Source organism: Vibrio sp. 1-1(7) (assembly GCF_013048485.1).
Classification (GTDB): domain Bacteria; phylum Pseudomonadota; class Gammaproteobacteria; order Enterobacterales; family Vibrionaceae; genus Vibrio; species Vibrio fujianensis.
This window is the reverse complement of sequence record NZ_VHSP01000001.1, coordinates 907,446-931,326: the sequence shown is the minus strand read 5'-3', so window position 1 is coordinate 931,326 and position 23,881 is coordinate 907,446. Positions and strand designations below refer to the sequence as shown.

At 42.5% G+C, this 23,881-nt stretch carries 16 protein-coding genes and 2 pseudogenes; 8 read left to right on the top strand and 10 right to left on the bottom strand.

The window, feature by feature from the left end:
* The first annotated feature begins 256 nt into the window (after positions 1 to 256).
* The 3 genes from psrA (at position 257) to fabV (ending at position 4,615) form a co-directional block, all read left to right on the top strand.
* Complete coding sequence (psrA, locus tag FKN05_RS04370) at positions 257 to 883, top strand: TetR family transcriptional repressor PsrA (protein WP_161427651.1); 627 nt, start codon at positions 257 to 259, stop codon at positions 881 to 883.
* A gap of 54 nt (positions 884 to 937) precedes the next feature.
* On the top strand, positions 938 to 3,220 hold the full coding sequence (locus FKN05_RS04365; protein WP_170886968.1) for an acyl-CoA dehydrogenase: 2,283 nt from the start codon (positions 938 to 940) through the stop codon (positions 3,218 to 3,220).
* Positions 3,221 to 3,412: 192 nt separating this feature from the next.
* On the top strand, positions 3,413 to 4,615 hold the full coding sequence (fabV, locus tag FKN05_RS04360; protein ID WP_170886967.1) for an enoyl-ACP reductase FabV: 1,203 nt from the start codon (positions 3,413 to 3,415) through the stop codon (positions 4,613 to 4,615).
* 75 nt (positions 4,616 to 4,690) lie between these two features.
* Here the strand turns inward: fabV and FKN05_RS04355 are convergent, their stop codons facing one another.
* Both FKN05_RS04355 and FKN05_RS04350 read right to left on the bottom strand, forming a co-directional pair.
* Complete coding sequence (locus FKN05_RS04355) at positions 4,691 to 6,367, bottom strand: aspartate:alanine antiporter (protein WP_099612273.1); 1,677 nt, start codon at positions 6,365 to 6,367, stop codon at positions 4,691 to 4,693.
* Between the two features lie 173 nt (positions 6,368 to 6,540).
* On the bottom strand, positions 6,541 to 6,807 hold the full coding sequence (locus tag FKN05_RS04350) for a GrxA family glutaredoxin (RefSeq protein ID WP_099612274.1): 267 nt from the start codon (positions 6,805 to 6,807) through the stop codon (positions 6,541 to 6,543).
* 445 nt (positions 6,808 to 7,252) lie between these two features.
* Here FKN05_RS04350 and FKN05_RS04345 point away from each other — a divergent pair.
* Positions 7,253 to 8,405: pseudogene (locus FKN05_RS04345) on the top strand (iron-containing alcohol dehydrogenase); the annotation flags it as partial.
* Positions 8,406 to 8,686: 281 nt separating this feature from the next.
* Here FKN05_RS04345 and FKN05_RS04340 read toward each other — a convergent pair.
* From FKN05_RS04340 to FKN05_RS04320, 5 genes are all read right to left on the bottom strand, one after another.
* On the bottom strand, positions 8,687 to 9,541 hold the full coding sequence (locus FKN05_RS04340) for a MurR/RpiR family transcriptional regulator (protein WP_099612275.1): 855 nt from the start codon (positions 9,539 to 9,541) through the stop codon (positions 8,687 to 8,689).
* A gap of 332 nt (positions 9,542 to 9,873) precedes the next feature.
* Positions 9,874 to 11,523, bottom strand: coding sequence for a pyridoxal-dependent aspartate 1-decarboxylase PanP (gene panP / locus FKN05_RS04335; RefSeq protein WP_170886966.1), 1,650 nt, complete (start codon positions 11,521 to 11,523; stop codon positions 9,874 to 9,876).
* A gap of 149 nt (positions 11,524 to 11,672) precedes the next feature.
* Positions 11,673 to 12,188, bottom strand: coding sequence for a hypothetical protein (locus tag FKN05_RS04330; protein ID WP_099612277.1), 516 nt, complete (start codon positions 12,186 to 12,188; stop codon positions 11,673 to 11,675).
* Positions 12,189 to 12,315: 127 nt separating this feature from the next.
* Entirely contained in the window at positions 12,316 to 13,221 is a 906-nt protein-coding gene (locus FKN05_RS04325; RefSeq protein ID WP_170886965.1) for a LysO family transporter, read from the bottom strand.
* Positions 13,222 to 13,241: 20 nt separating this feature from the next.
* Positions 13,242 to 14,162 carry an HDOD domain-containing protein gene (locus FKN05_RS04320; RefSeq protein ID WP_170886964.1) on the bottom strand — a complete coding sequence of 307 codons (921 nt, stop codon included), beginning with the start codon at positions 14,160 to 14,162 and terminating at the stop codon, positions 13,242 to 13,244.
* A 374-nt stretch (positions 14,163 to 14,536) separates the two neighbouring features.
* Here FKN05_RS04320 and FKN05_RS04315 point away from each other — a divergent pair, with 374 nt between their 5' ends.
* Positions 14,537 to 15,124 carry a TfoX/Sxy family DNA transformation protein gene (locus FKN05_RS04315; RefSeq protein WP_099612279.1) on the top strand — a complete coding sequence of 196 codons (588 nt, stop codon included), beginning with the start codon at positions 14,537 to 14,539 and terminating at the stop codon, positions 15,122 to 15,124.
* 95 nt (positions 15,125 to 15,219) lie between these two features.
* Here FKN05_RS04315 and FKN05_RS04310 read toward each other — a convergent pair whose 3' ends face one another.
* The 3 genes from FKN05_RS04310 to FKN05_RS04300 all read right to left on the bottom strand — a co-directional run bounded on the left by FKN05_RS04310 (position 15,220) and on the right by FKN05_RS04300 (position 18,515).
* Complete coding sequence (locus tag FKN05_RS04310; protein WP_099612280.1) at positions 15,220 to 15,768, bottom strand: hypothetical protein; 549 nt, start codon at positions 15,766 to 15,768, stop codon at positions 15,220 to 15,222.
* A gap of 297 nt (positions 15,769 to 16,065) precedes the next feature.
* Complete coding sequence (locus tag FKN05_RS04305; protein ID WP_170886963.1) at positions 16,066 to 16,563, bottom strand: response regulator; 498 nt, start codon at positions 16,561 to 16,563, stop codon at positions 16,066 to 16,068.
* A 17-nt stretch (positions 16,564 to 16,580) separates the two neighbouring features.
* Positions 16,581 to 18,515 carry an ATP-binding protein gene (locus tag FKN05_RS04300; RefSeq protein WP_170886962.1) on the bottom strand — a complete coding sequence of 645 codons (1,935 nt, stop codon included), beginning with the start codon at positions 18,513 to 18,515 and terminating at the stop codon, positions 16,581 to 16,583.
* Between the two features lie 258 nt (positions 18,516 to 18,773).
* Here FKN05_RS04300 and FKN05_RS04295 point away from each other — a divergent pair, with 258 nt between their 5' ends.
* The 3 genes and pseudogenes from FKN05_RS04295 to FKN05_RS04285 all read left to right on the top strand — a co-directional run bounded on the left by FKN05_RS04295 (position 18,774) and on the right by FKN05_RS04285 (position 23,725).
* Positions 18,774 to 20,036 (top strand): DUF945 family protein, encoded by a 1,263-nt coding sequence (locus FKN05_RS04295; RefSeq protein WP_170886961.1) that lies wholly within the window; start codon positions 18,774 to 18,776, stop codon positions 20,034 to 20,036.
* Positions 20,037 to 20,425: 389 nt separating this feature from the next.
* Entirely contained in the window at positions 20,426 to 21,520 is a 1,095-nt protein-coding gene (serC, locus tag FKN05_RS04290) for a 3-phosphoserine/phosphohydroxythreonine transaminase (protein WP_099612284.1), read from the top strand.
* Positions 21,521 to 21,854: 334 nt separating this feature from the next.
* Positions 21,855 to 23,725: pseudogene (locus FKN05_RS04285) on the top strand (methyl-accepting chemotaxis protein).
* The last annotated feature ends 156 nt before the right edge of the window (positions 23,726 to 23,881 follow it).

The window sequence follows — 23,881 nt, the reverse complement described above, 5'->3', positions numbered from 1 at the left end:
AAAGTTCGACGGCCGTAAAACTCTTAATACTCTGCCAACTACAATCAATCAGACTGGGCGAAAGCAAAAGAGTTCCTTAAAAAGAGAAAAATTAATCAAATTTTTTAGGATCACCGTAAACCGATAGGTTTTCAGGCAGTTAAGTCTGCATAAATCGAGCTGGTCTGACCATGGCTAAAAACTGTGATGTTAATCGCTTGTTAATCTTCTGTTTCATGGGTATATTTCAAACAAGCGTTTGATACGGGTGATTGAAATGGTTTCGAAGAGCAGTACCAAAGAAAAAATACTTGATGTTGCAGAAGGGTTATTTGCCGAGCATGGTTTTAATGATACCTCTCTTCGTACCATTACCAGTAAAGCGAATGTGAACTTAGCCTCTGTCAATTATCATTTCGGTGGAAAAAAGACCCTCGTTCGTGCGGTATTAAACCGTTACCTTGAAGCATTTATGCCAGCGGTGAGAGTCTCATTGATCGAACTTAATGCCAGTGATGATTATACCATGGAAGCGGTTTTTGAAGCGTTGCGGGGGCCATTAAAAGCATTGAATCAGGTACGACCGAATGGAACTAGCCGGTTTATGCTGTTGATTGGTCGTGGTTATACCGATGTTCAAGGCCATTTACGTTGGTTTATCACTACACGATACGATGAAGTACTTGATCTATTTACTCAGTCAGTCATGAGAGCGAACCCTGGGTTGACTCGGGAAGCTTTATTCTGGCGGCTACATTTCACTCTCGGGACGTGCGTCTTCACCATGGCTTCTAGCCAAGCATTAGCTGAGATTGCTGAAAACGCCTTCGGAGCTAAAGTGGATGCTAATTTAATGATTGATCAAATTATTCCTTACTTAGCTGCCGGCGTGGCAGCGAAGTAACTCAAACCAATACCATAACTATAACAATTAACCAGTGAACAAAAGGATCTGACAATGAGCTCTCTAAGAAGAAAATGGATTAGTGACCCTGCTTTTAAACTCTTTAAACAGGTTTTACCACCGTTATCGGCGACTGAGAAAGAAGCGATGGAAGCGGGAAGCGTTTGGTGGGATGGCGAATTATTCTCAGGCAAACCCGATTTCAAAAAATTGCATCATTACCCTAAACCGGCTCTGAGTGAAGAAGAGCAATCTTTTATGGATAATGAGCTAGAAACACTACTTTCCATGATTGATGAATATCAAATCACCAAGCATGATCGTGACTTGCCTAAATCCGTATGGGAATTTTTGCGTAAAGAACGCTTCTTTTCACTCATTATTTCGAAGGCTTATGGAGGACGTGAGTTTTCTGCGTTAGCAAACTCCACCATCGTTTCTAAAATTGCAACACGTAGTATCAGTGCCGCGGTTACCGTTATGGTGCCGAATTCATTGGGGCCTGGTGAGCTATTATCGCATTATGGTACACAGGAACAAAAAGATTATTGGTTACCTCGTTTAGCCGATGGCACTGAAATTCCCTGTTTTGCCTTGACCGGGCCAGAAGCAGGATCGGATGCTGGCGGTATTCCCGATCAAGGCATCGTGTGCTATGGCAAACATGAAGGGAAAGAAGTATTAGGCATCCGCTTAAATTGGAATAAACGTTATATCACCTTAGCCCCGGTGGCGACCGTGTTGGGTTTGGCGTTTAAGCTGAGCGATCCAGAAGGATTATTGGGTGATAAAAAAGAGATTGGTATTACTTGTGCACTGATCCCGGCCAGCCATAAAGGCGTCGAAATTGGTGAGCGGCACGATCCTCTTGGTTTGGCATTTATGAATGGCCCGACGCGTGGGAGCGATGTGTTTATTCCTATGGATTGGTTGATCGGTGGTGTTGACTATGCTGGAAAAGGTTGGCGAATGCTCGTTGAGTGCTTGTCTGCCGGACGTGGTATTTCGTTACCCGCTCTCGGAACCGCGATTGGTCACTTAACGTCCCGAACAACGGGAGCTTACGCGTATGTTCGTAAACAATTTGGCCTGTCGATTGGTCAATTTGAGGGGGTTGCTGAAGCGCTGGGACGTATTGGCGGTCTGACCTATTTGCTTGAAGCGACACGAACACTGACCACCACGTCACTTGATCTGAAAGAACGACCCGGGATTATTACCGCTATCGCTAAATACCATATGACGGAAATTGGTCGGATTATTTTAAATGATGCGATGGATATTCATTCAGGAAGAGCCATTCAAGATGGGCCGATGAACTATCTTTCTTCTCATTACCTTGGTGTACCGGTTGCAATTACCGTCGAAGGGGCGAATATCCTCACGCGTAACTTAATGATCTTCGGGCAAGGGGCTACGCGTTGCCACCCATATGTACTCAAAGAAATGGAGGCGGCTGCAAACCCAGATGCGAATGAAGGTGCCAAGCAATTTGACGAGTTGTTATTTAAACATATTGGTCATGCGCTTAAAAATACCTTTGGCGCGTTTGGAGCGGCGTTAACTGGCTCTCGTTTGATCAAGGCAGACATGAGTGGGCCAACCAAAGTTTATTATCAGCAAATGACTCGTTTAAGTCGTGCTTTGGCAGTCAGTGCCGATTTTGCCATGCTCACCCTGGGCGGTGACCTCAAACGCAAAGAAATGATTTCTGCCCGTTTAGGTGATGGTCTTAGCTATCTTTATATGGCTTCAGCTGTACTCAAGCGTTATGAAGACGAAGGAAGGCAACAAACCGATTTAGACTATGTCCATTATTCACTGCAATATTGCCTACATCACGCGGCAAAAGCATTGAATGATGCGTATCGTAATTATCCACAAAAAGTGGTTGGTATGGCCATGAAAGGGCTACTTTTCCCACTAGGCAACCATTACCAGGCTCCTAGTGATGATTTGACAGTGAAAATTGCGGCAAGCTTAATGACCCCAGGAGCCCACCGAGATCGTCTAACCCATTTGTGTTATGTCGGGCAAGATGAAAATGATAGTGTCGGCTTGATGGAAAAAGCATTTCTTGCCATGTACAGTGTCAAGGGCCTAGAGCGACAAATGAATAAGGCGGTAAAAGAAGGCAAGGTTGCTCGTAAAGGGCCATTGATGGAACGTTTAGCACAAGCGAAAGCGGCGGGTGTGCTCACTGATGATGAAGTCGATGCAATTTTAGCTGCCGATAAATTGCGTTATAAGGCGATTCAGGTCGACCATTTTAGCCATGATATGTCAGAAGTACGCACGAACAAGGTCAAGCCAGTCAAACTCAATCATGTTGCTTAGCGTTAGTTTGTATGCTGTCCCCCTGTTCACAAGGCCTCATATTTGAGGCCTTGTCTCATTTTTAAGCGGATTGTGGCAAAATGATGATTAACAGCTCCAACCACTTGGCAAAAAAGTACATTTTAATCGAAATAAGATGCGATTTGCCGTTGAAACTTTTATCCTAAGCAAGATTTTTGAAGGAAGTTGAATATGATCATCAAACCGAAAATTCGTGGATTTATCTGTACCACAACCCACCCTGTGGGTTGTGAAGCGAACGTAAAAGAACAAATTGCCTACACCAAAGCACAAGCGCCGATTGCGAATGCGCCAAAGCGGGTGCTCGTGGTTGGGGCTTCTAGCGGCTATGGCTTATCTTCTCGTATTGCCGCAGCTTTTGGCGGTGGTGCCGCGACGATTGGCGTCTTTTTTGAAAAACCGGGCACTGAGAAAAAAACTGGAACGGCGGGTTTTTACAATGCCGCAGCTTTTGAAAAATTGGCACATGCTGAAGGTCTGTACGCAAAAAGTCTTAACGGTGATGCGTTTTCTGATGATGCAAAGCAAAAAACGATTGAGTTGATTAAGCAAGATCTAGGTCAAATTGATTTGGTCGTTTACTCGCTCGCGTCGCCAGTGCGTAAACTGCCTGAAACCGGCGAAGTGATTCGTTCGTCACTGAAACCAATTGGTCAGACGTATACCTCAACTGCGGTAGATACCAATAAAGATGTTATTATTGAAGCAAGTGTTGAACCTGCCACAGAGCAAGAAATTCAAGATACCATTACGGTCATGGGCGGACAAGACTGGGAATTGTGGATTCAAGCGCTTGATGAAGCAGGCGTTTTGGCTCAAGGCTGTAAAACGGTTGCGTATAGCTATATCGGTACCGAGCTGACTTGGCCAATTTATTGGGATGGGGCGTTGGGTCGTGCAAAAATGGATCTCGACCGTGCCGCTAAGGCATTAAATGCACAACTCGCGACCAAAGGCGGGAGTGCTAATGTTGCTGTCTTGAAATCGGTTGTCACTCAGGCAAGTTCCGCTATTCCAGTGATGCCACTTTATATCGCTATGGTCTTTAAAAAAATGCGGGAAGAGGGTATCCATGAGGGGTGTATGGAGCAAATTTACCGTATGTTTAGTCAACGCTTGTATAAAGCGGATGGTAGTGCGCCTGAAACCGATGAACAGAACCGTTTACGTTTGGATGATTGGGAATTACGTGACGATATTCAACAACATTGCCGTGAACTATGGCCACAAATTACCACTGAAAATCTAAAAACATTGACGGATTATGAAGGGTATAAAGAAGAGTTCTTAAAGCTGTTTGGTTTTGGTGTTGATGGTGTGGACTATGATGCCGATGTCAATCCTGAAGTTACATTTGATGTAATCGATATCTAAGCTTAATGGTTTCCATCAAAAATAACAAAAAGGCGCAATTTGCGCCTTTTTGCTTTGTTAACTCATTGCTTTACTTTAGTTTAAAATAATTAAGATGGTTCCGGCTAAGGTCATTAAAATATTGGCAATAGCGTAGGTGCCAGCATAACCGAGCGCGGGAATGGTCGATTTTGCATAATCATTAACGATATCCATAGCAGGGGCGCAAGTTCGGGCTCCGATAATGGCACCAAAAAGTAAGGCACGGTTCATCTTAAGCAAATAAGCACCGACAAGATAGGCAAACACCACGGGTAACACACTGACAATAAAAGCGAGCCCGATGACTTGAGGCCCCACATCGGATAAATGATCAAACATTTTCCCCCCTGCACTTAAACCGATGCCGACCATAAAGAACATTAGGCCTAAGTCTTTAACCATATTTAGGGCACCTTGGGGCACATAGCCAAAGGTTGGGTGATTCGCGCGTAAAAAACCCAGGGTGATACCAGATAATAACAGCCCGACTGCATTACCTAAGCTAAATGAGACTTGACCAAAAGTCATGGTGATTAAACCAAACACGATACCGAGAATAAAGAAGCTACAAAACGCCATTAAATCGGCCATTTGGCTATGAATCGAGATAAAACCGATTTTTTCCGCTAACCCTTTAACGCGACTCTTCTCACCGCTGACCTGTAGAACGTCTCCTTTCGCAAGCACAATATCGAGATCCATTGGCATTTCTATTTGTGCCCGTACTACTCGGTTTAAGAAACAACCATATTCTGATAAGTTAAGATCAGAAAGTCGCTTACCCGCGATACTGTCACTTTTTACCACAATTTCTTCTTCGGTAATGCGTAAGTCGAGAAGGTTACGGTCAAAGACCTCTTTCCCATTACGGAAACTGGGGTCGAGGCGAGCATGACTATCAGGGAAGCCGACCAATGCTATTTCATCCCCTTCTTGTAATATTGCATCCCCATCTGGATGGGCGAGAATACCATTACGACGAATTCGCTCTATATAGCACCCAGTTTGACGGTAGATACCCAATTCTCGCAAATTACGGCCATCCACCCAATTGATCAATTCGGGGCCAACTCGATAAGCACGGATAATCGGAAGATAAACTTTTCGTTGTCCACCAATCCCGCGTTCTTGAGCAATCTGTTGGGCTGAATCGGACAGATTTTGTTTTTGTAATTTAGGCAAGAGTTTGGCAAACATGATCATGCTAATTAAGCCGATGAGGTAAGCCATCGCATAACCAACCGATACACTTTCTAAAATCAATGATAAATCCATATTGCGAGGAATAGCGGCTAATCCAGAGTTGAGGGCATCCTGTGCACCAACTAAAACTGGAGTAGAGGTTAGCGCTCCGGCCATCATTCCCGCAGCTAAGCCATAATCGAGATTGAAATAATGGCTTGCAAAATAAGTGATCCACATCGCCGTGATTAATACGACTAAACTGAGAATCAAATAATGTTTACCATCGCGGAGGAAAATGCTAAAAAAATTAGGGCCAGCCTCGATACCGACACAATAAATAAATAGCATAAAACCAATCGTTAGGGCTTCAGCATTAAATGAAAAGCCTAAATGGCCCATCACCAGCGCGGTAATCAGTACGCCGATCGAATTTCCTAGTTGTAAACTGCCAAAGCGTATTTTTCCGAAGGCAAGGCCTATCGCTAAGACGACAAAAATAAGAAGAATGGGGTTTTGTTCTAGCAAAAGTACAACGTCGATATTCACAATTTGGCTCAATTTAAGCGTGCAAGCAGGGGGTGGTTAAATTGTGATGATTGTATCGTAAATAGTCAAAAATATAAGTGAATTTTTTTATTTTTGTACGAGTTTTCATCGAATAGACACAGAAAACCCCGCAACAGGTGGGCGGGGTTTTCTTATCGTTGCAGACGTGGTGTTTATTCGTCAAACAGTCCTAAATGCTCTTTTGCATACGCTTCGAATTCAGTACAGCCACCAATGTGTTGTTGGTCGATAAAGATTTGCGGCACAGTTTCAACCGGTTTTCCAACCGTCTTTTCTAGGTCAGCTTTTGAGATCCCTTCTTCATGAATATCCACATAACGATAGTTGAAGTCATCACGTTTTGCTTTTAGGGTTTCTGCGTGTTCTTTTGCTCGAACACAGTAAGGACAAGCCGGGCGGCCAAAAATCACAACGAACATAACTGTCTCCTTTATTTTGTTTGCGCAACTATGCCCGATCCCAATTAGGAAATAAAGCGTGAATTAGCATTCGCTCTAATAGGCAAAAACAATGGTTGATTTTTTATTCGATTCAATGACTCATTTCTTCTCATCACCCAAGGTATCTCCTTCCTAATGGATGCTGCAGGGGTGTTGGCTGCGTTCGTTCACCCCAATCACATCGCTTGCCTACGGCTGTTCAAATTTGTTCCAGACAAATTTGTCACTCACTTGCCGCCTACCTGCAACACCAAGTTGTTTGGGTATAACAAGATGTAATTGTGCATGAAGGATGTGATGATGTGCATACTCTTTAATGATTTTTATTTTATTTCTTTGCTCATTGCACTGCATCAAAAAATGATGGCTGAATTGATCGCAAGCTTGAACTCTCTCAGGAAAGTTTGGGCGGCGTGGAGGCAGCATGTTTCAATTTATGACATCGAATCGAATTGTATTCGGTGAAGGCGTATTGCAAAATTCGTTATCCATGATTAATCAATATGGATATAGTGTACTGTTAGTTTCAGGTAAAAATCTTCAGCGTGCTCAGACGGTGACTCAGTATTTGCAGCAACAGCATATGCGCTATCAACATATTGCTATTCATGGTGAACCCAACATTACCATGGTCGAAGAAGCGGCGATGGCTGGACGGCGTTTTCAACCTCAAGTGGTGGTCGCGATAGGTGGGGGGAGTGTGCTGGATATGGGGAAAGCGTTAGCGGCCATTATTCCCAATCAAGGTAATGTGTATGATTATGTTGAAGTTGTGGGTCGTAATGTGCCGTTAAAAACCAAACCGCTACCATTTATTGCAATACCCACGACTGCCAGTACAGGCTCAGAAGTCACTAAAAATGCCGTGCTAAAATCAGGGCAAGATAAAGTGAAAGTGAGTTTACGCAGTCCGGATATGTTGGCTGCTGTCGCCATTATTGATCCGAGCTTAACTTATGGAACCGATAGTTATACCTCTGGACGTGGCGCAATGGATGCTTTTACACATTTAATGGAGGCTTACGTCTGTGGTGAACCGAATCCGTTAACGGATATGATTTGTGAAGAAGGGCTGCGTCGTTTAGCGCGTTCAACTGTCGCGGCATGTTGTCGAGATGAACCCTCGGCACGCTCTGATCTCTCTTTTGCTGCGATGCTTGGAGGGATGGCAATCACTAATGCCAAGTTAGGTGCCGCTCATGGTTTGGCTTCGGCATTAGGTGGAAAGTTAGATGCACCACATAGTGTCATTACCGCGCGTTTGGCCCCTTATGTGATGCGTGAAAATATTAACGCTGCCAAGCAAGAGAAGCGTCATGATATTATGCAGCGTTATTATCGAATTTCACAAATATTAACCAAGCGAAAAAATGTCAATATTGAGGATGGGATACTTTGGGTACAAATGATGTTAGACAAACTGAAGTTACCGACTCTCGCTCAATTTGGTGTTTGTACTACCTCATTTGAACAAGTTGCGCAAGATGCGTTACGTTCTCAAGCCATAAAAGGAAATCCGCTTCCTTTAACGCATGCACGTTTAGTCTATATTTTACGTCAGGTTTGTTCTTGTGATGAAGTAGGAAAAGCGAGAGTTGAGGTGGTTGCTGATGAGGTTAAAATGCAAGTGATAGAAGAAGATATATTGGCACAAGGAAGTGAATTAAACCCTTAATGCTTGCTGTCTCTCAAATAGGCGGCGGTTAGGATTGCCGTTGAGTGGTAAGTTAATTGCTAGCGCCATTGATAAATCAGCCTTTTGGTATCCTAAACCTTGCCAATCTCATTGCAGTTTCAAGTCAGGAGCATCGGGTAAAATAAAAACGGAGTATAAGCCTCCGTTTTTATTTGCGATGATTTAAAATTGCGATAACTTATCGTAGCGAGAATCTTTCAATACTTCTTTTACTCGTTTTAGGTTTTCACGAAACCCCGAGCCTCGTCGGAGTGTAAATCCTGTTGCCAGCACATCAATCACGGTCATTTGTACCACTCGGCTTGCCATTGGCATGTAGACATCAGTATCTTCCGGGACATCTAAACAAATTGATAATGAGCTTGCTTTATCAAGTGGTGAATCTTTGGCCGTAATCGCAATGACAGTCGCTCCATTTTCACGAGCGAGGTTTGCGATCTCCACTTGGCTTTTCGTCCGCCCGGTATGTGAAATTAAGACAATCACATCATTATCGGTGCAGTTGATACAGCTCATGCGCTGCATCACGATATCTTCAAAGCAAGTAATGGGGATATTAAACCGAATAAACTTGTTTTGTGCATCACGAGCAACGGAAGAGGAGGCTCCCAGTCCAAAGAAAGATATTCTTTTAGCTTGAGTGAGAAGATCGACTGCGCGATTAATTTGCATCGGGTCGAGACTATTTTTGGCGACATCTAAACACGCCATGGTTGATTCGAAAATCTTATGCGTATAAGCATCTGGGCCATCATCTTCTTCGACGTTTCGGTTTACATAAGGAGTACCGTTGGCCAAACTTTGGGCGAGATGAAGTTTAAAGTCAGGAAAGCCTTTTGTATCTAAACGGCGGCAAAAGCGATTTACAGTCGGTTCACTCACATCGGCCATTTTTGCCAGCGTGGCAATGCTGGAATGAATGGCGGTTTGTGGCGACGCCATAATCACTTCGGCGACTTTACGTTCCGACTTGCTAAAGTTTTCCAGATTTTTTTGGATTTTTTCTAATGTATTCATAGTGTTCACGCGGGCCTAGAGAACAACTCGTTGGTTTATTGCTTGTGTCTGTTTAGGGGAGAGAAACAAACCATTTCTAAGACGACACAGGCACCAACGCCATTGTGTGAGTATAAACCGAAGTCGTCGTAATTCAGAAACGAAACACACAATCAATTGATAAGAATATGACAAGCCTCAAACTAAATTTTATAAAAACTACAGTTTTAGTGATTAATAAGCCGAGAATAAGTACATTCATGGCTTATTATGGTGGACAAATTACAGCAAACAGAAAGAAATTTTCATTTTTTCTTTCTGTTTAGTAAATATGCCTCATCGATTGGATTGCGTTACTGTGTCGCAATTTGCTGACAATACTGATTGATTTGCTCGAGCAAGAGGGGAGCATAGGTTGTCGCAATGTCTCTTTGTTCTTGCAGTATCGATTGTAAAATATCGTGTGTCGTTAAGGGGTTTGCTAATACAACCCGAAAAACTAGGGTATCCAAATGTTCCCAACTCAGGGGATTTAGACGAGTTCTTGAAACAAAAGATTTACCCATTTCTCTTTGTTTTTTCTGAATAAATTTTGTTAACTCATTGAGTAACTGATTCAAGTGTGTTTTTTCTGGTAAAGATATCGTTGTTCGTATGTTTTTGACTGGTTTGGGTAGATAGCGATAAGTTAGCAGGCAAAGCTCGGGTTGTGAAACAAGCTCAAAGTCGGGTTGTTGTTCAATCAGTGAGCTAAAATATTTTGCCTTTTCAATGCTTTGATCGATAAGTAGTTGGTAGCCAGCGCGGCTAATTATGTGCATGCTGGCATAAACGAGCATCGCCATACCAGAGCGAGAGCCTTCTAAGGTGTGGCTACCGAGATCTTTTGATCCTTGGCGTAGAATATATTGTGCGTGATGCTCTATCGCTTTCATGGCATTGGGATTTTTAAATAATACCATGCCAGCACCCATTGGAATATACAGCTGCTTATGTGCATCAATGGTCACTGAGTCTGCTAATTCGATTCCGTCAAGCAAGTGGCGATAAGTTTTTGACATTAAAGTCGCCCCTCCCCATGCAGCATCGACATGAAAGTGGCAGTGTTCAATTCGGCAGATACGAGCAATATCATGTAGTGGATCGATATGCCCTGTTTCGGTTGTACCGGCCACGCCGATCACAGCAAAAGGATGAATTCTCTGTGCTTTTAGCATTTGAATCTTAGATTGCAGATCGATAGGGCATAAGCGGTTATTTTCATCTGTACGTACGGCTACTAGCCCATCTTGGCCGATACCTAATATGTCGGCTGCTTTTTTGAGTGAGTAGTGTCCACGTTCAGAAACCAAAATGGCTAACCCTTGATAGCCATAATGCTGCATCGCCTTATATAGGCCTTCTTTTTCAACCCCGGTAAAATGATCTCGTGCTTTTAGTGCATTATTACGGGCGACCCATAAAGCGGTAATGTTGGCAACCGTTCCTCCTGAACAAAAAGCTCCGAGTGAATGATCAGCACTGTGCATCCATTGCTGATAAAAATGGTCTGGTTGGGTGTAAATGAGTCGATGTAGCATACCTAGCACTTGCCGTTCAAGAGGGGTAAATGCTTTAGATGTTTCAATTTTAACGAGGTTTTGGTTTAAAGCGATCATGATTTTTGACAACGGCATCAAAAAATAAGGTAAAGCCGAAGTCATATGGCCGATAAAACTTGGCGAGGCAGTATGTACTGACTGGGCGACCAAGGTATCCATCAGATGTTGAGTGTGATCAGAGACAAATGTTGGAGCTTCGGGAATGTGCGGATTCGAGAAGTCCTTCTCTATTTCTTTGAGTGGTTTTTCTTCCGCGACAATATGCTCGCGCAGAAATAGGTTTAAATTACGTGACAGTTCTGCCTCAATACGAGTCAGGGTTGAATCGGGCCCTTCTGGAACTGTAAAGATGCGCAGAAGGTTATCAAAGCTTACATCCGCTGTTTTGTATTCTGGTGCCATACCGTGTCGTTATATTATTAGCTGTCGATCTCTTCAAGCGAAACAATCTAAACGAAAATGAAACCAATGTCCCGCCTTTATTCGTTTAGATTTGACGTGATACTCGAGGTAACAAAGTGAGCATGACCACAATTTATAAGCAATGAATGTTATAAGCAATGAATGCGTTCCGCTTTGGCGATTGCTTGATTATATCGATTGAGTACGGGTTCGATCTGCTTAGGGTGGCTGAGTAACTCGGCAAAAGCGGAACGTAATTGATAATTTTTTTCGTGTGGTTTGTTTTGACGATCATCGAACGTTGTTTTCGCGCTGAGACCTAACTCATCATCGCGAGTGGCGAGTTGCTTTATCTCTTGTTGCTCTAGTTTGAGCCAAGATTCTATCGGTTGTGAAGTGGCCACTTTCTCAGGTTGATGTTGAAGGTAATAGCGTACCGCCGTGCGATTTAATTCAAAATGGTGCTGGCGTCCCGTTAGAAACCATTGGCTGACGTCAGCTAGATCTGGATATTTTTCTGCTGTGATTGTGGCGAGATCTTGATACCAAGCCAAAGATGCATCAATGTAAGCATCGTACTTTTGAGCGAGGCATTGATTGTCGGCTGCCGTGGCAGTCATTGAGCTGGCCGCGGCCAGCAGCAAAGTGACAATAGAGCGTTTCATAGCAAAATGATTCCTTGTGAGACGGTATAGTTTACCCCTTAATTGGGCTTATTATGTGATATTGGTGTTGCATTGAGCTTAAATATGTTTTCTTATTGTAAATGATGCGTTGGTTTATTCCTGCGATCTAGCTTGCAAGAGAGACAAAAAACAGCATAAATACAGGCACTAATAAGCTCAAAATAAAACCACTGACGATCGCCACAGGCACGCACCTTACTCCACCTGTGGTTTGAATAATAGGGAGAGTAAAATCCATCGCAGTTGCACCCGCATAGCCGATTGAGGTACATGGTTTACGGCCAATCAGCATTGGGATTAACACGAGAGAAACAAGCTCTCGACTCAACTCAATAAGAAAAGAGGCTCCACCATAAACTGGGCCGAAGGCATCCCCCATCAGTATCCCAGATAACGAATACCAGCCAAATCCGGATGCCATGGCTAATCCGTGGTAAAGCGGAATATGGAGGATAAGGGCCGCGATCGCTCCACCAATCCAGCAAGTTATAATAACGACGGCAGCGATAATCATGCCATGTTTATTAAGGAGAATTTGTTTGAGTGTTAACCCACTGTTTCGTAGTTGAACACCAATAAAAAAAAGTAAAACGAATAGAATCCATTCGCTAGTTTTCTCTACCCAAGAAAGATCAAAATTTAGTAACACTCCTATCGCAAGGCCACCACCGACCACCAAAATGAGTTTCAATGATTCTAACGCCATACTTGATAGGGGGAGTTTGGTGTGTGTGGTTTGGGTATCGAGGGGTAACCATTTATCAACCCAAGGAAGTGCGAGTAGATTGCAGGCTGCGAGCACCACAAAAAAAGTGCCAGCAAATTGCAAAATCAGTTGTAAATGACTACCTAAATTATCTAATGCTGCAAGACTAAGCCCCATCAAAAATAAGATCAGGTAGATAAGTGAAACCGTGGCTCGATTAAGCAATAAGAGTCCATTCTTATTGGAAATAGAAAAGAGATACCCCACCACCAGTGGAGCAAAGATAAACAACATCCCTGAAAGCATATATTCCTCAGCTGTACAAATTAGAAGCCACTAGCGTTGATTACGGCCTTAAGCTGAGAGCGAAATTCTTGGTCATCAAGACTACTTAGGTGGTAAAGCACTTCCGCTCCCGTAACGTTGATTTCAACGTCATGCTCATCCAAAGCTTCATCTTGTTTTCTAAATAGGAGCAAATGATGGGCAATGCGAGCGACATCAAGGTAACTGACTTCTTGGCAATGATCCACTAATTGTTGATTACAAGCAACTTCGAGAAAATCATCGTCAAATCCCCAGTGTTTTAACACAAGCTTGCTGGTGGTTGAGCAACTTGAGTGAAATATTTGCATTGCAATATCAGGATCAAGGTAGTGCCCTTTTTCAAGATAAAGATGGTATTCATTGACTAAGCAAAATAGGCCAATATCAGCTAATAGCCCAACCAGAAGGGCTTTTTCTTGCTCAAGATATAGATAATCTTCAGGCTCTATTCGTTTGAAATTCTGTGCTACTAACACCATCGTGGCTCCGAGTTCACGGGCGACGCTTGCGCTGCGAGTGAGCATTTTATTACATTCGGCACTCAAATTAATCGAATGTTTTAGCTGCTCAATGGCTTGTGCTGTGACAATGTCACGTACTCGGTGGATCCCTAAGCGCGAAACTGCTGTGACTAAGTCGGTACACGTAATGTTACGTCGATTAAATACCACTGAGTTTGCAATACGAATCACCACGGCAGCTAAGCTAGGATCATCGGTTAAACAGGTGGCAATATCAAAAATAGAAGTCGATTCAGAACGAGATAATGCCTGTATTTTGATGACAACATCGGGGATAGGAGGTAGCGAAATCTGCCCTGTACTAATAGAGAGTTCAACTAACTGAGCAAATTCACTCTCCAATCCTTGGATAAGTTGCTGTTTATTCTCTGGAAGCCAGTAAAATGATAAATGGTTCATTGAGTATGAGTAAAATCGGAAAGTCGAGTCATTCTACCGATGGCTAATCCTGTGAAGCAACCTTTAAGCGCAGAAATTGCCATAGAGATGCTGAATTTAATGACTGACTATACATTTTGTATGAATATTATGATGATATTGACGATTCAATATCCTAAGGTTGTGAATCTGATCTCATAATTTTAATTTTAAAATTTATTTGCTGTGAGTTAAGTCCGGACTTATTTCGCTTCATTAACTATCATAGAAAGAAATAAATATGCGGGCATGTAGTACAAATAAGCTTGCGATAAACCTCTACTTTTATTTCGCTATAACTTGCTGCTTCTGGTGATCTTTGTGACTCGGGGACGACGATGAAAGGATCCATGGAGATGAGTGAGCATACATTTTTTGATTATGTTATTAAGTTTGGCGCTTATCAAAAGCGTTCTATGTTTGGTGGTATTGGCTTATTTCAGCAAGATGCCATGTATGCATTATTAACGGAAGAAGCGATTTTTATTCGTGGTAGTGAGGAGTTGGATCAACAGCTTATCAATTTAGGGTGCGAGAAGTACCGACATGTGAAGAAGCAAACAACTGCTACGGTGAATTACTATGATATTACCGAGTTATTTGAAAATCAGCATCCAGAGCTAGAGAGCATTATTCAACGTTCGATTCGTTATTCAATTATGCAGCGTAATTTTCAAAAATCTCAAGCGAGTCGTCGTTTACGTGATCTGCCCAATATGCAGTTAACGTTAGAACGGATGGTAAAAAAAGCTGGGATTGATGATGTTGATACCTTCATTAAACTAGGTGCACCAAAAGTGTTTAGTAAAGTGCGACAAGTTTATGGTAGCGATGTTGATGTAAAATTGTTATGGAAATTTGCAGGGGCGATTGAAGGCGTGCACTGGAAATTGTTACAAGAGCCGAGAAAGCGACAGCTTCTTGAGTACTGTCAGCACCATTAACATCAGCATAAAAGAAAAAACCGAGGACTTCACCTCGGTTTTTTCTTAGCCTATCTAAACCATCAGTAGGGTGATGGTTATCGTACACAAGGCGATTAATAATTAAAACGCGCAGTAAATAAAACTTGATCGCCATAAGCATCATTAAAACGGGCTTCGGCTCCCAGTGAGAAAAGTTCGGTTGAATGAAAACGGGCAAAAACGGAACCGAACCAATCGTCGTTATCATCAATCGAGACATACCCTCCTTTGCCGCCGACTTCAAACTGTGGCCCTAGCCACTGGCGTACGCCAAGATTAAGTTCCATCCCGGTATCGGCACTGCCTTGATGTTTACGATCTTGTAAGCGAAATAACATTTCCCCTGTAAAATCGGCCCAATTATTGACTGGAGCATGAAAACCGAAACCGGTTGCCAAATCAAAATCACTATCAAATTCTGAGTCAATGCGAGCGACAACATGAGCATTAGGATGAATTGATTTACTAAAGCCTGCACCATAAGTGGTTGGGCTAATACCAATTCTGGCCTCAATGTAATCATAATTAAAGTTGCTCATGACCGTCGGACTATTGGGGTCAACCTGGGCTAAAGCGTGTGCTGAAGCAAAAAGTAGTGCGGTTGCAAGGATTGTTTTGCGCATAATCTCGATAAACCTATCTGTTTATGATGAATTCCATATTAAAGCGGTGTTTCCGCCATGACAAAGTGCTACAACTTAAACATAACCTAAGCACGGTATATCAGCAGAGTTTACCTAAAACAAGGTCAATACACTCTTGACTGATTTTATTTTCATGGGGGAGTGGCTTATGTTAGGCCACTTGGCTCTTACATCATAATTCACTCACGCATGACAACTCCACCCTAAAATGTCAGGCTTTTGTCACCTTAACAAAAAATAAGCAAAAAAAATGCCACTTGTATGATTTTTGATTAACTATTCGCCATAGCTCATACGATTGGCTGCAATGGCATTTAGAATCGGTTCCGCATCCAAGATTTGTATCCAAGGCATTAAATCTTGCTCGTGTTCGATTACATACTGCGTGAGTTGTTCACGTACAATCTGACAAAGCTGTTTTGATTGCCAAGGTTTATTGATAAAAAAATCCAAACTAGAGTGGTTAATGGCTTCGACCGTATCATCCAATCCTGCTTGCCCTGTCAGTAGTATTTTGCGTGTTTTCTGGGTTTGCTCCTGTTGATTGAGTTCAATTAAGAAATGAATCCCAGTTTTTTTTGGCATAATGTGATCGCATAAAATAAGGGCTAACGGTATTTTCTGTTGTTGATAATCCTCAATAACCGCTTTAGCTTCTGCTACCGACTCTGCCGCCTCAATAATAAAATGAGTTTCAAAATCACGGAGATCCTGCAGAACACTATCGAGAACTTCTCTTTCATCATCAACACATAAAATCATTAACTTATGCATTTTATTCTCCTTAATATCTATATACGCTCTGAGGTGGTCGGTAACCAGACTTGCATCGTGGTGTATTTATTGACTTGACTATCAACGGCTATCCATCCTCGATGTTGGTGGACAATTTGTTGACAAATTGATAGACCAATACCGAGCCCAAAATGTCCTTCCCGCTTGGTGGTGTAATTTAATGCAAAAATTTGTTGTTGACGTTCTGGTGGAATACCGTTGCCATTATCGGTAAAGCTAACCACAACGTAACTTGTTTCTTGATCGTGCTGTAATTCAGTCTTAATCGTTAATGACCCATGTTCAGGAAAGGCTTCAATGGCGTTGGAAATCAGGTTAGTCCAAACTTGTTGTAACGCAATCGGTAGGCATAATACTGGTGGAATATCACCGTAATGTTTTTCAACGGTGTGTCTCTTTAAATGGTTTTCAAAGATAATCAGTGTATCCTCTAATCCTTCATGAATATCAGCGAGATGGAAGGTTTCATCGTCTGGTCGCGCATAACTTTTTAAACTTTTGACCATATCCGCAATACGTTGTGCGCACACTTGAATTGAACGTAAGTTACTGCCAACAAGATAGTAACGTTCCAGCATTTCTATGTCTTGTTCTGCCTGTTGCGGATTATTTTTTACCTGATTACGTAGTGTGTGGTCATTTTCTAAACCGAGCTTGACCATTTTTTTGGCAAGTAATCGATGATGGATGTGTTGCTCTAATGTTTTGGCTTTTTCACGTTCTTTGGCGGTTGACATTGGATTGACTTGTAACGCTTGCCCAAGGAGCTGTACTCCTTTTTGCTCTAATGGTTGTAAAGCCTTATGACAAATCAATTGATTGAGGTGGGTGCGTAATGTATCACTTCCTCGTAAGATGGCAGCAACGGGATTATTCAACTCATGTGCAACACCTGCAACTAGTTGTCCAAGTACGGCCATTTTTTCACTCTCGATAAGCTGTTGATGTGCTAACTCTAAGGATTCAATGGTTTTTTGTAATTGCAGTTTGGTATTAATACTGCGTTGTAAACGACGATTAAAATGTCGTAATAATAAGTTGGTGAAAAGTGGTAATAGCTGCGTGTCATTATGCATAACCTTGGCAAACACATCTCGATCAAGTTTGATGACCTCTGTTTTAGTTAAGGTAATTGCCGTTGAAAAAGAAGGTTCTCCTGTAACAAAAGACATCCCACCGACTAAGTTACCTTTAGTATGGCGCACGACTTCTCTTTGTTGACCCTGTTCATCTTTTTTATAGAGTGCAACTTCTCCGGCAGTAATAAACCATAAAAACTGGTTGGCTTCTCCTTCTTTGGTTAATAAATGTTCAGCGGAGTAGGTTCGACAAGCTCGAGTCTCGTCGGCTTGAGCAAAGAATTGACGTAGCGCACCAATCACTTGTTCGGCCAGTTGGTGATCGGTTAGGCGATGATAATCGCTGATGAAACCTTCTCGATAGAGGTGCATTTTATTATCAATATGAGCGCGAAGAATACGGGTTTGGTCGAGCAGGGTGCTGTAGCTAAGAATATTATCTTTATCATATTGCAGGATATAATTGGTCAATTCTTGGAAGACGGTTTTATATAACACATTGTCTTGTAGGGGTTTGGTTAAGCAGTAGTCCAGTCGACCTTCATTGACGGCATTTAGAATAGCTTGAATATCTTGCCCGCAACTGATAAGGATTTTTCTTGCATTTTTGGTATGTGCTAATTTATCCAACTGGACTAAAAAGTTAGCACCATCAAAGTGTTGATGATGGCTTGCAATCACCAAGGTGACGATCTGGTTTTGCTCTTCAATAAATTCGAGAGCTTGATCAGCTTCTTCGAATGATTCTGCGGTATAGAGGTCAAACTTCGTGATAAAGGCACTCAATTCATGACGCCACTGCTCGACGCTGACGGGATTATTGTCTAAACAAAGTAGCGCATATGAATTCACAATGTTCTCAAACCTATCTATTCATAGTTCTAACATTGTAACAAGTTTTATACAGTTTATTTGAGAGCTGGGTTTAAGAACCTTGAATCTGTACAATGAGAAATTAATTTTCTTCATGCAATCATTTTTATTGTCCATTGAGATGGTTTTTGGCCAAACTTATAGACTGAGTTGTCCAATCGATCAGCCCAGTTCCTTTTCGCTGGGTCAATGCGTCGGTGAGGTTGACTGGATATATTACAAGGAAAATCTTATTTTATGAAAACGCTGAAACGAATTGGCGCTGTGGGTGGGGCGGTTGCTCTAATTCTTTGTTGGCCTTTAGCAGTCGGGCAGGTCGGTCAAAAAATAGTCACCGATGGCTTGGCAAACTTAAGTAATGATCAAGTTAAAACCGAATTAGTCAGCTATGAGCGAGGTTATTTTTCATCCTCAGCGGTGACGCGATACACGGTTTTAGATCGAGATATCAAACGGCAGCTTGAACAACAAGGTTTACCAACCGAGTGGGTGATCAACAGCGATATTCAGCATCATGCCTTTAGCCTTTCGGCTGTTTCGACCTTTTCGGAACAAACCCATATTCCTCTACAGCTCAACACTCAGACTCGCCTCAATGGTAGTACAGATTTTCAAATGCACTTAGATAATTGGTTCTATCAATCAAAAGGAGAACAGCCGTTTACGTTATCCATGACCGCTTCAAGTTTACAAGGCACGGCATCGATTTTGGGTGAGATCAGTTATGCTTTAACGCTTCCATCTATTGCCTTGAACTTTACCAATGGTGAACAAGTACAATTAGCTAATGTTTATGGTGAGGGAAAGGGCAAACAAGAGAAGGGTTTTTGGGTTGGCCAACATAAAATAACCTTGGGAGAGATGACCATTCGTGATGTTCGACAGGCTACCAGGTTTAATCTGAATCACGCCATGTATGAGTTTCGTTCTTCGATGGATGCATCCAAGCAACGATTCACTGGCCAGCATATGGTGACTGTTCGTGCATTAAAAACTGGTGACGATGAAATTCGTGACGCAATCTTTGATTTTACCCTTGGTGATGTGGATAGAAAGGCCTTTACTCAGTTGTCTGAACTTTATCAAGGTGGCCGCACTTTATCGAATTCTTTGATAAATCAAGCACGTCCTGCGATTGAGAAACTATTTTCACAAGGCTTTAGTCTCACGCTAAATCGATTAGCGCTGACGATAGGACAAGGTGAGTTGGAGGCTAAATGGCAGCTGACAGTACCAGAGGGCACCCATGATGTTTTACACGATCCCGGCGCACTTTTTTCAGTTTTAAGCGGTTCTTTAGAGGCGTTGGTATCGCAATCATTGGTGAAGGATTATTCCTTTATCCAGCAAGGCGTGGATCAATTAGTCTTGATGGAGATGGCGACACACAATGAACAAGGTTATCAATTAAAAGTGGATATTCACAATGGGCTATTGGTTTTCGCTAGTGGTAAACAAGTTCCGTTGACCGCGTTGATGATGCCACTTCTGCTCCAGTAAACATTATACCCTTTTTACTTGAAGCTGCAGGGGTGTTGGCTACGTTCTTTCACCCCAATCACATAGCCTGTCTATGCTCATGGGGATGATGAGAGTCATCCGTGGCCCTCACCAAAGGCCAGCCTACGGCTGTTCAAATTTGTTCCAGACAAATTTGTCACTCACTTGCCGCCTACCTGCAACTCCAAGTTGCTTGGGTATAGGTTCAGAGAGGCTGGAAAAGGTTCATTTGTCGCTGTTAGGGTGATTGTGTCCATGCCTTAAATAAGCATTGTTGATAAAAGAGCAAAATGAAATTTTAAAAGACATCATCTTTGGCTCTTCTTCAATCTCTTTGATCGAGTTATAGTAAGTCCAAATCACATTTTTATAGCAGGAGTAAGCTAAACATGGAGCCGAATACGGACACTGTTTTTAATTTTAGTGCGGGCCCCGCTGCACTACCTAAAGCGGTCATGGCTAAAGCACAGGCAGAATTTGTCAATTGGCATGGTCTTGGCGCGTCAGTGATGGAAATTAGTCATCGCAGCAAGCCTTTTATCCATGTTGCGCAACAGGCTGAGCAAGATCTGCGTGATTTATTGGCGATTCCTGACAATTATAAAGTTTTATTTTGTCAAGGTGGTGCTCGAGCTCAATTTGCAGCGGTTCCGATGAATTTACTCGGCCAAGCGACTTGTGCCACTTACATTGATGCGGGATATTGGGCGGCCAGTGCGGTGCAAGAAGCAAAGAAATACTGCGAGGTCGATATTTTTGATGCGAAAACTGAGAAAGATGCAAAAATTGCAGTACTTCCCGCCAGTGAATGGCATATTGACCCTGACGCTGCTTTTGTGCACTTTTGTCCTAATGAAACTATCGATGGCATAGAAATCAATGAGTTACCCGTTACGGATAAGCCGATAGTTGCGGATATGTCTTCAACGATTTTGTCACGTGAAATCGATATTACTCGATATGGCGTTATTTATGCTGGAGCTCAGAAAAATATTGGCCCTGCCGGGCTCTGTATTGTGATTGTGCGTGATGATTTACTTGATTTAGCGAATCAAGCTTTGCCAACGACACTAAATTACCGAGTGCTTGCCGAAAAAGATTCCATGTTTAATACCCCACCGACCTTTGCTTGGTATCTTTCTGGGTTAGTTTTTCAATGGTTAAAAGAGCAAGGTGGTGTGCAAGCGATAGAGCAAGTAAACCGAGCTAAAGCTGCGCTGCTTTACGACTATATTGATGCATCAAACTTTTATCGTAATAACATTCATCCTGATAATCGTTCTCTGATGAATGTTCCTTTCCAATTAGCAAAACCAGAGTTGGATGGCACCTTTTTAGAATTGGCCGAAGCTCGTGGCTTGTTGTCATTAAAAGGACACCGCGTGGTCGGTGGTATGCGCGCTTCTATTTATAACGCTATGCCACTGGAAGGGGTGCAAGCTTTAGTTGACTTTATGCAAGCGTTTGAAAATCAATACGCTTAATGATTGATGCCCCAAATGGGTCCGACTTAAGGCTCATGCGAGTGAGCCTTTTTACTCCTGATGAACTTTTTTCACGCTTCTGTGCAGTTTATCATTATTTTTATTGATACTTTACGATCAATTATAATGAAAACTGCTTCCTATTGGTCCATACTCAATAATGAAAATAACAATAAACTGACCATGGCTTGGTGTTAATGGCTTAGCAAAAACCTTTAGGCTCTGTAAGGAAAGAAGTAAGGCCGAGAATGGCTTGCTGGTTGTCCTGATGTGGTTAAGGGAATCGCACAGTAAAACGTGCATGATAGGGATAATTTGCTTAGAGAGGTAACCCATGAAATTTAGCCATAAAGTGGTTGCAGCATCTTCGGTGATGTTGCTTTTAACACTGGCATTATTGTCGACACAACAGTATTTCACGGTACGGACAGAAATTGAAACACAAGTCAACAATAGTGCTGAAGAGATAGTACAGGGTGTGCGCAGTACGGTCAGTAAAGAACTCAATGGAAGTAAAGTACTCGCTCAGTATGTCACTCAATTAGTCGAGGATAATATTGAGCCAGACCATGTTGCCGATATATTGAGGCAGCCCGTTTTGAACGATCACTTTATTTTGGTGGGTTTTGGATATGAAAGTAATGGGGGTCACGTAGGTAGCGATCCTAATTGGGATCCAGGAGCAACATGGGATCCGAGAGCTCGCCCTTGGTATCGAGATGCTAAAAATGCCGGTCAGTTGACGATCACAGCTCCCTACGCAGATTCAGCAACCGGAGAAATTTTAATTTCTATCGCGACGCCAGTGACATATCAAGGACAATTTTCCGGTGCGATTTTCTTTGATGTGAGTTTAGTCTCGCTAGCCAAATTAGTGAACCAAGTTTCCTTATTTGATGCAGGGTATCTTTTTATTGTTGCCGATGACGGAACACTGGTTGCTCACCCTGATGAGAAATTAAATGGTAAACCCATGTCTGACTTCTTACCCAGAGTCAAAATGAGTCGAGAGATACAAGAAATAACGCTTGATGGACGAGACTATCAGTTGCGTTTTGTCGATATACCGGGTGAAAAGTGGTCAGTTGGCGTTTTACTGGATGAAAGTATTGCTTTTGCTGCTATTGATGATTTGCGGCGCAGTGCTTTGATTTATTCTGTGATTGCGTTAGTCATCAGTACCTTGATTCTTTCGCTAATACTTCGTGTTCTCATGCGGCCTTTGGACACCTTAAATGATGCAATACAGGACGTGGCGTCTGGGCAAGGCGATCTCACGAAGCGGTTAGATACCAATACAGATTTTGAATTTGCGCGGCTAGCCACCGGGTTCAATCAATTTACCGAAACCTTGCAACGGTTAATTAGTGAATCTAAGCAAATTGGTCAGCAAATTATGCATAGTACCGAATCGACAGCGCATGGCTTGCAATCTTCAACTGAGGCAATGCAAAATCAAATGCATGAAGTGGAGCAGCTCGCAACCGCGATGCATGAAATGGCGACCACATCTAATGATGTTGCCAGCAACGCACAAGGGGCCGCTTCCGCTGCCCAAGAAGCGGATAATGCAACTGTGAAGAAGGTTCACAAGTGGTTAACCATACCACTGAGGCGATCAATGCCCTTGCATTAAGAATCGATCAAGCGGTTGAAGAAGTGAAGCAGCTTGAAGTCGCGACATCCAATATCGAGACGATTTTAAAAGTCATCAATGATATTGCTGATCAAACCAACTTATTGGCGTTAAATGCGGCCATTGAAGCAGCTCGAGCAGGAGAATCCGGTCGTGGTTTTGCCGTGGTTGCTGATGAAGTTCGAACTCTGGCTCAACGAACGCAACAATCGACGACTGAAATCAGAAATATGATTGAGCAATTGCAAGTCGGATCGAGTGCCGTTGCAGGAGCGATGCAACAAAGTAAAGATACTGCGACAGAAACAGTCGCCAAAGCTTGTGAAGCAAATGATGCGTTATTGCGTATTCGTCAAGCTATCCAACAGATCACGGATATGAATATGCAAATTGCATCAGCGGCAGAGGAACAGAGCTTAGTAGCTGAAGAAATTAACGCGAATACGGTGAAAATTAAAGATTTATCGGTTCAAGTTTCTGATACTGCGAGTCAGTCAAATGATCAAATGCGAGAGCAGTTAGAGAACGTTCGTCGTCAAGATGCAGTGATGAATAAATTCATTGTGTAATCATTGATGTTGTGAGAAATCACTAACATAGATTGTAAAAAAAACCTCGGGTATTTATACCTGAGGTTTTTTTATTAAGAGGTATACTCCGCTTTATGGGCGAACGGAGTTTCCCCGTTTTTTCTTCGTGTTGACTTTTGTTTTAGGGCGGCTGTT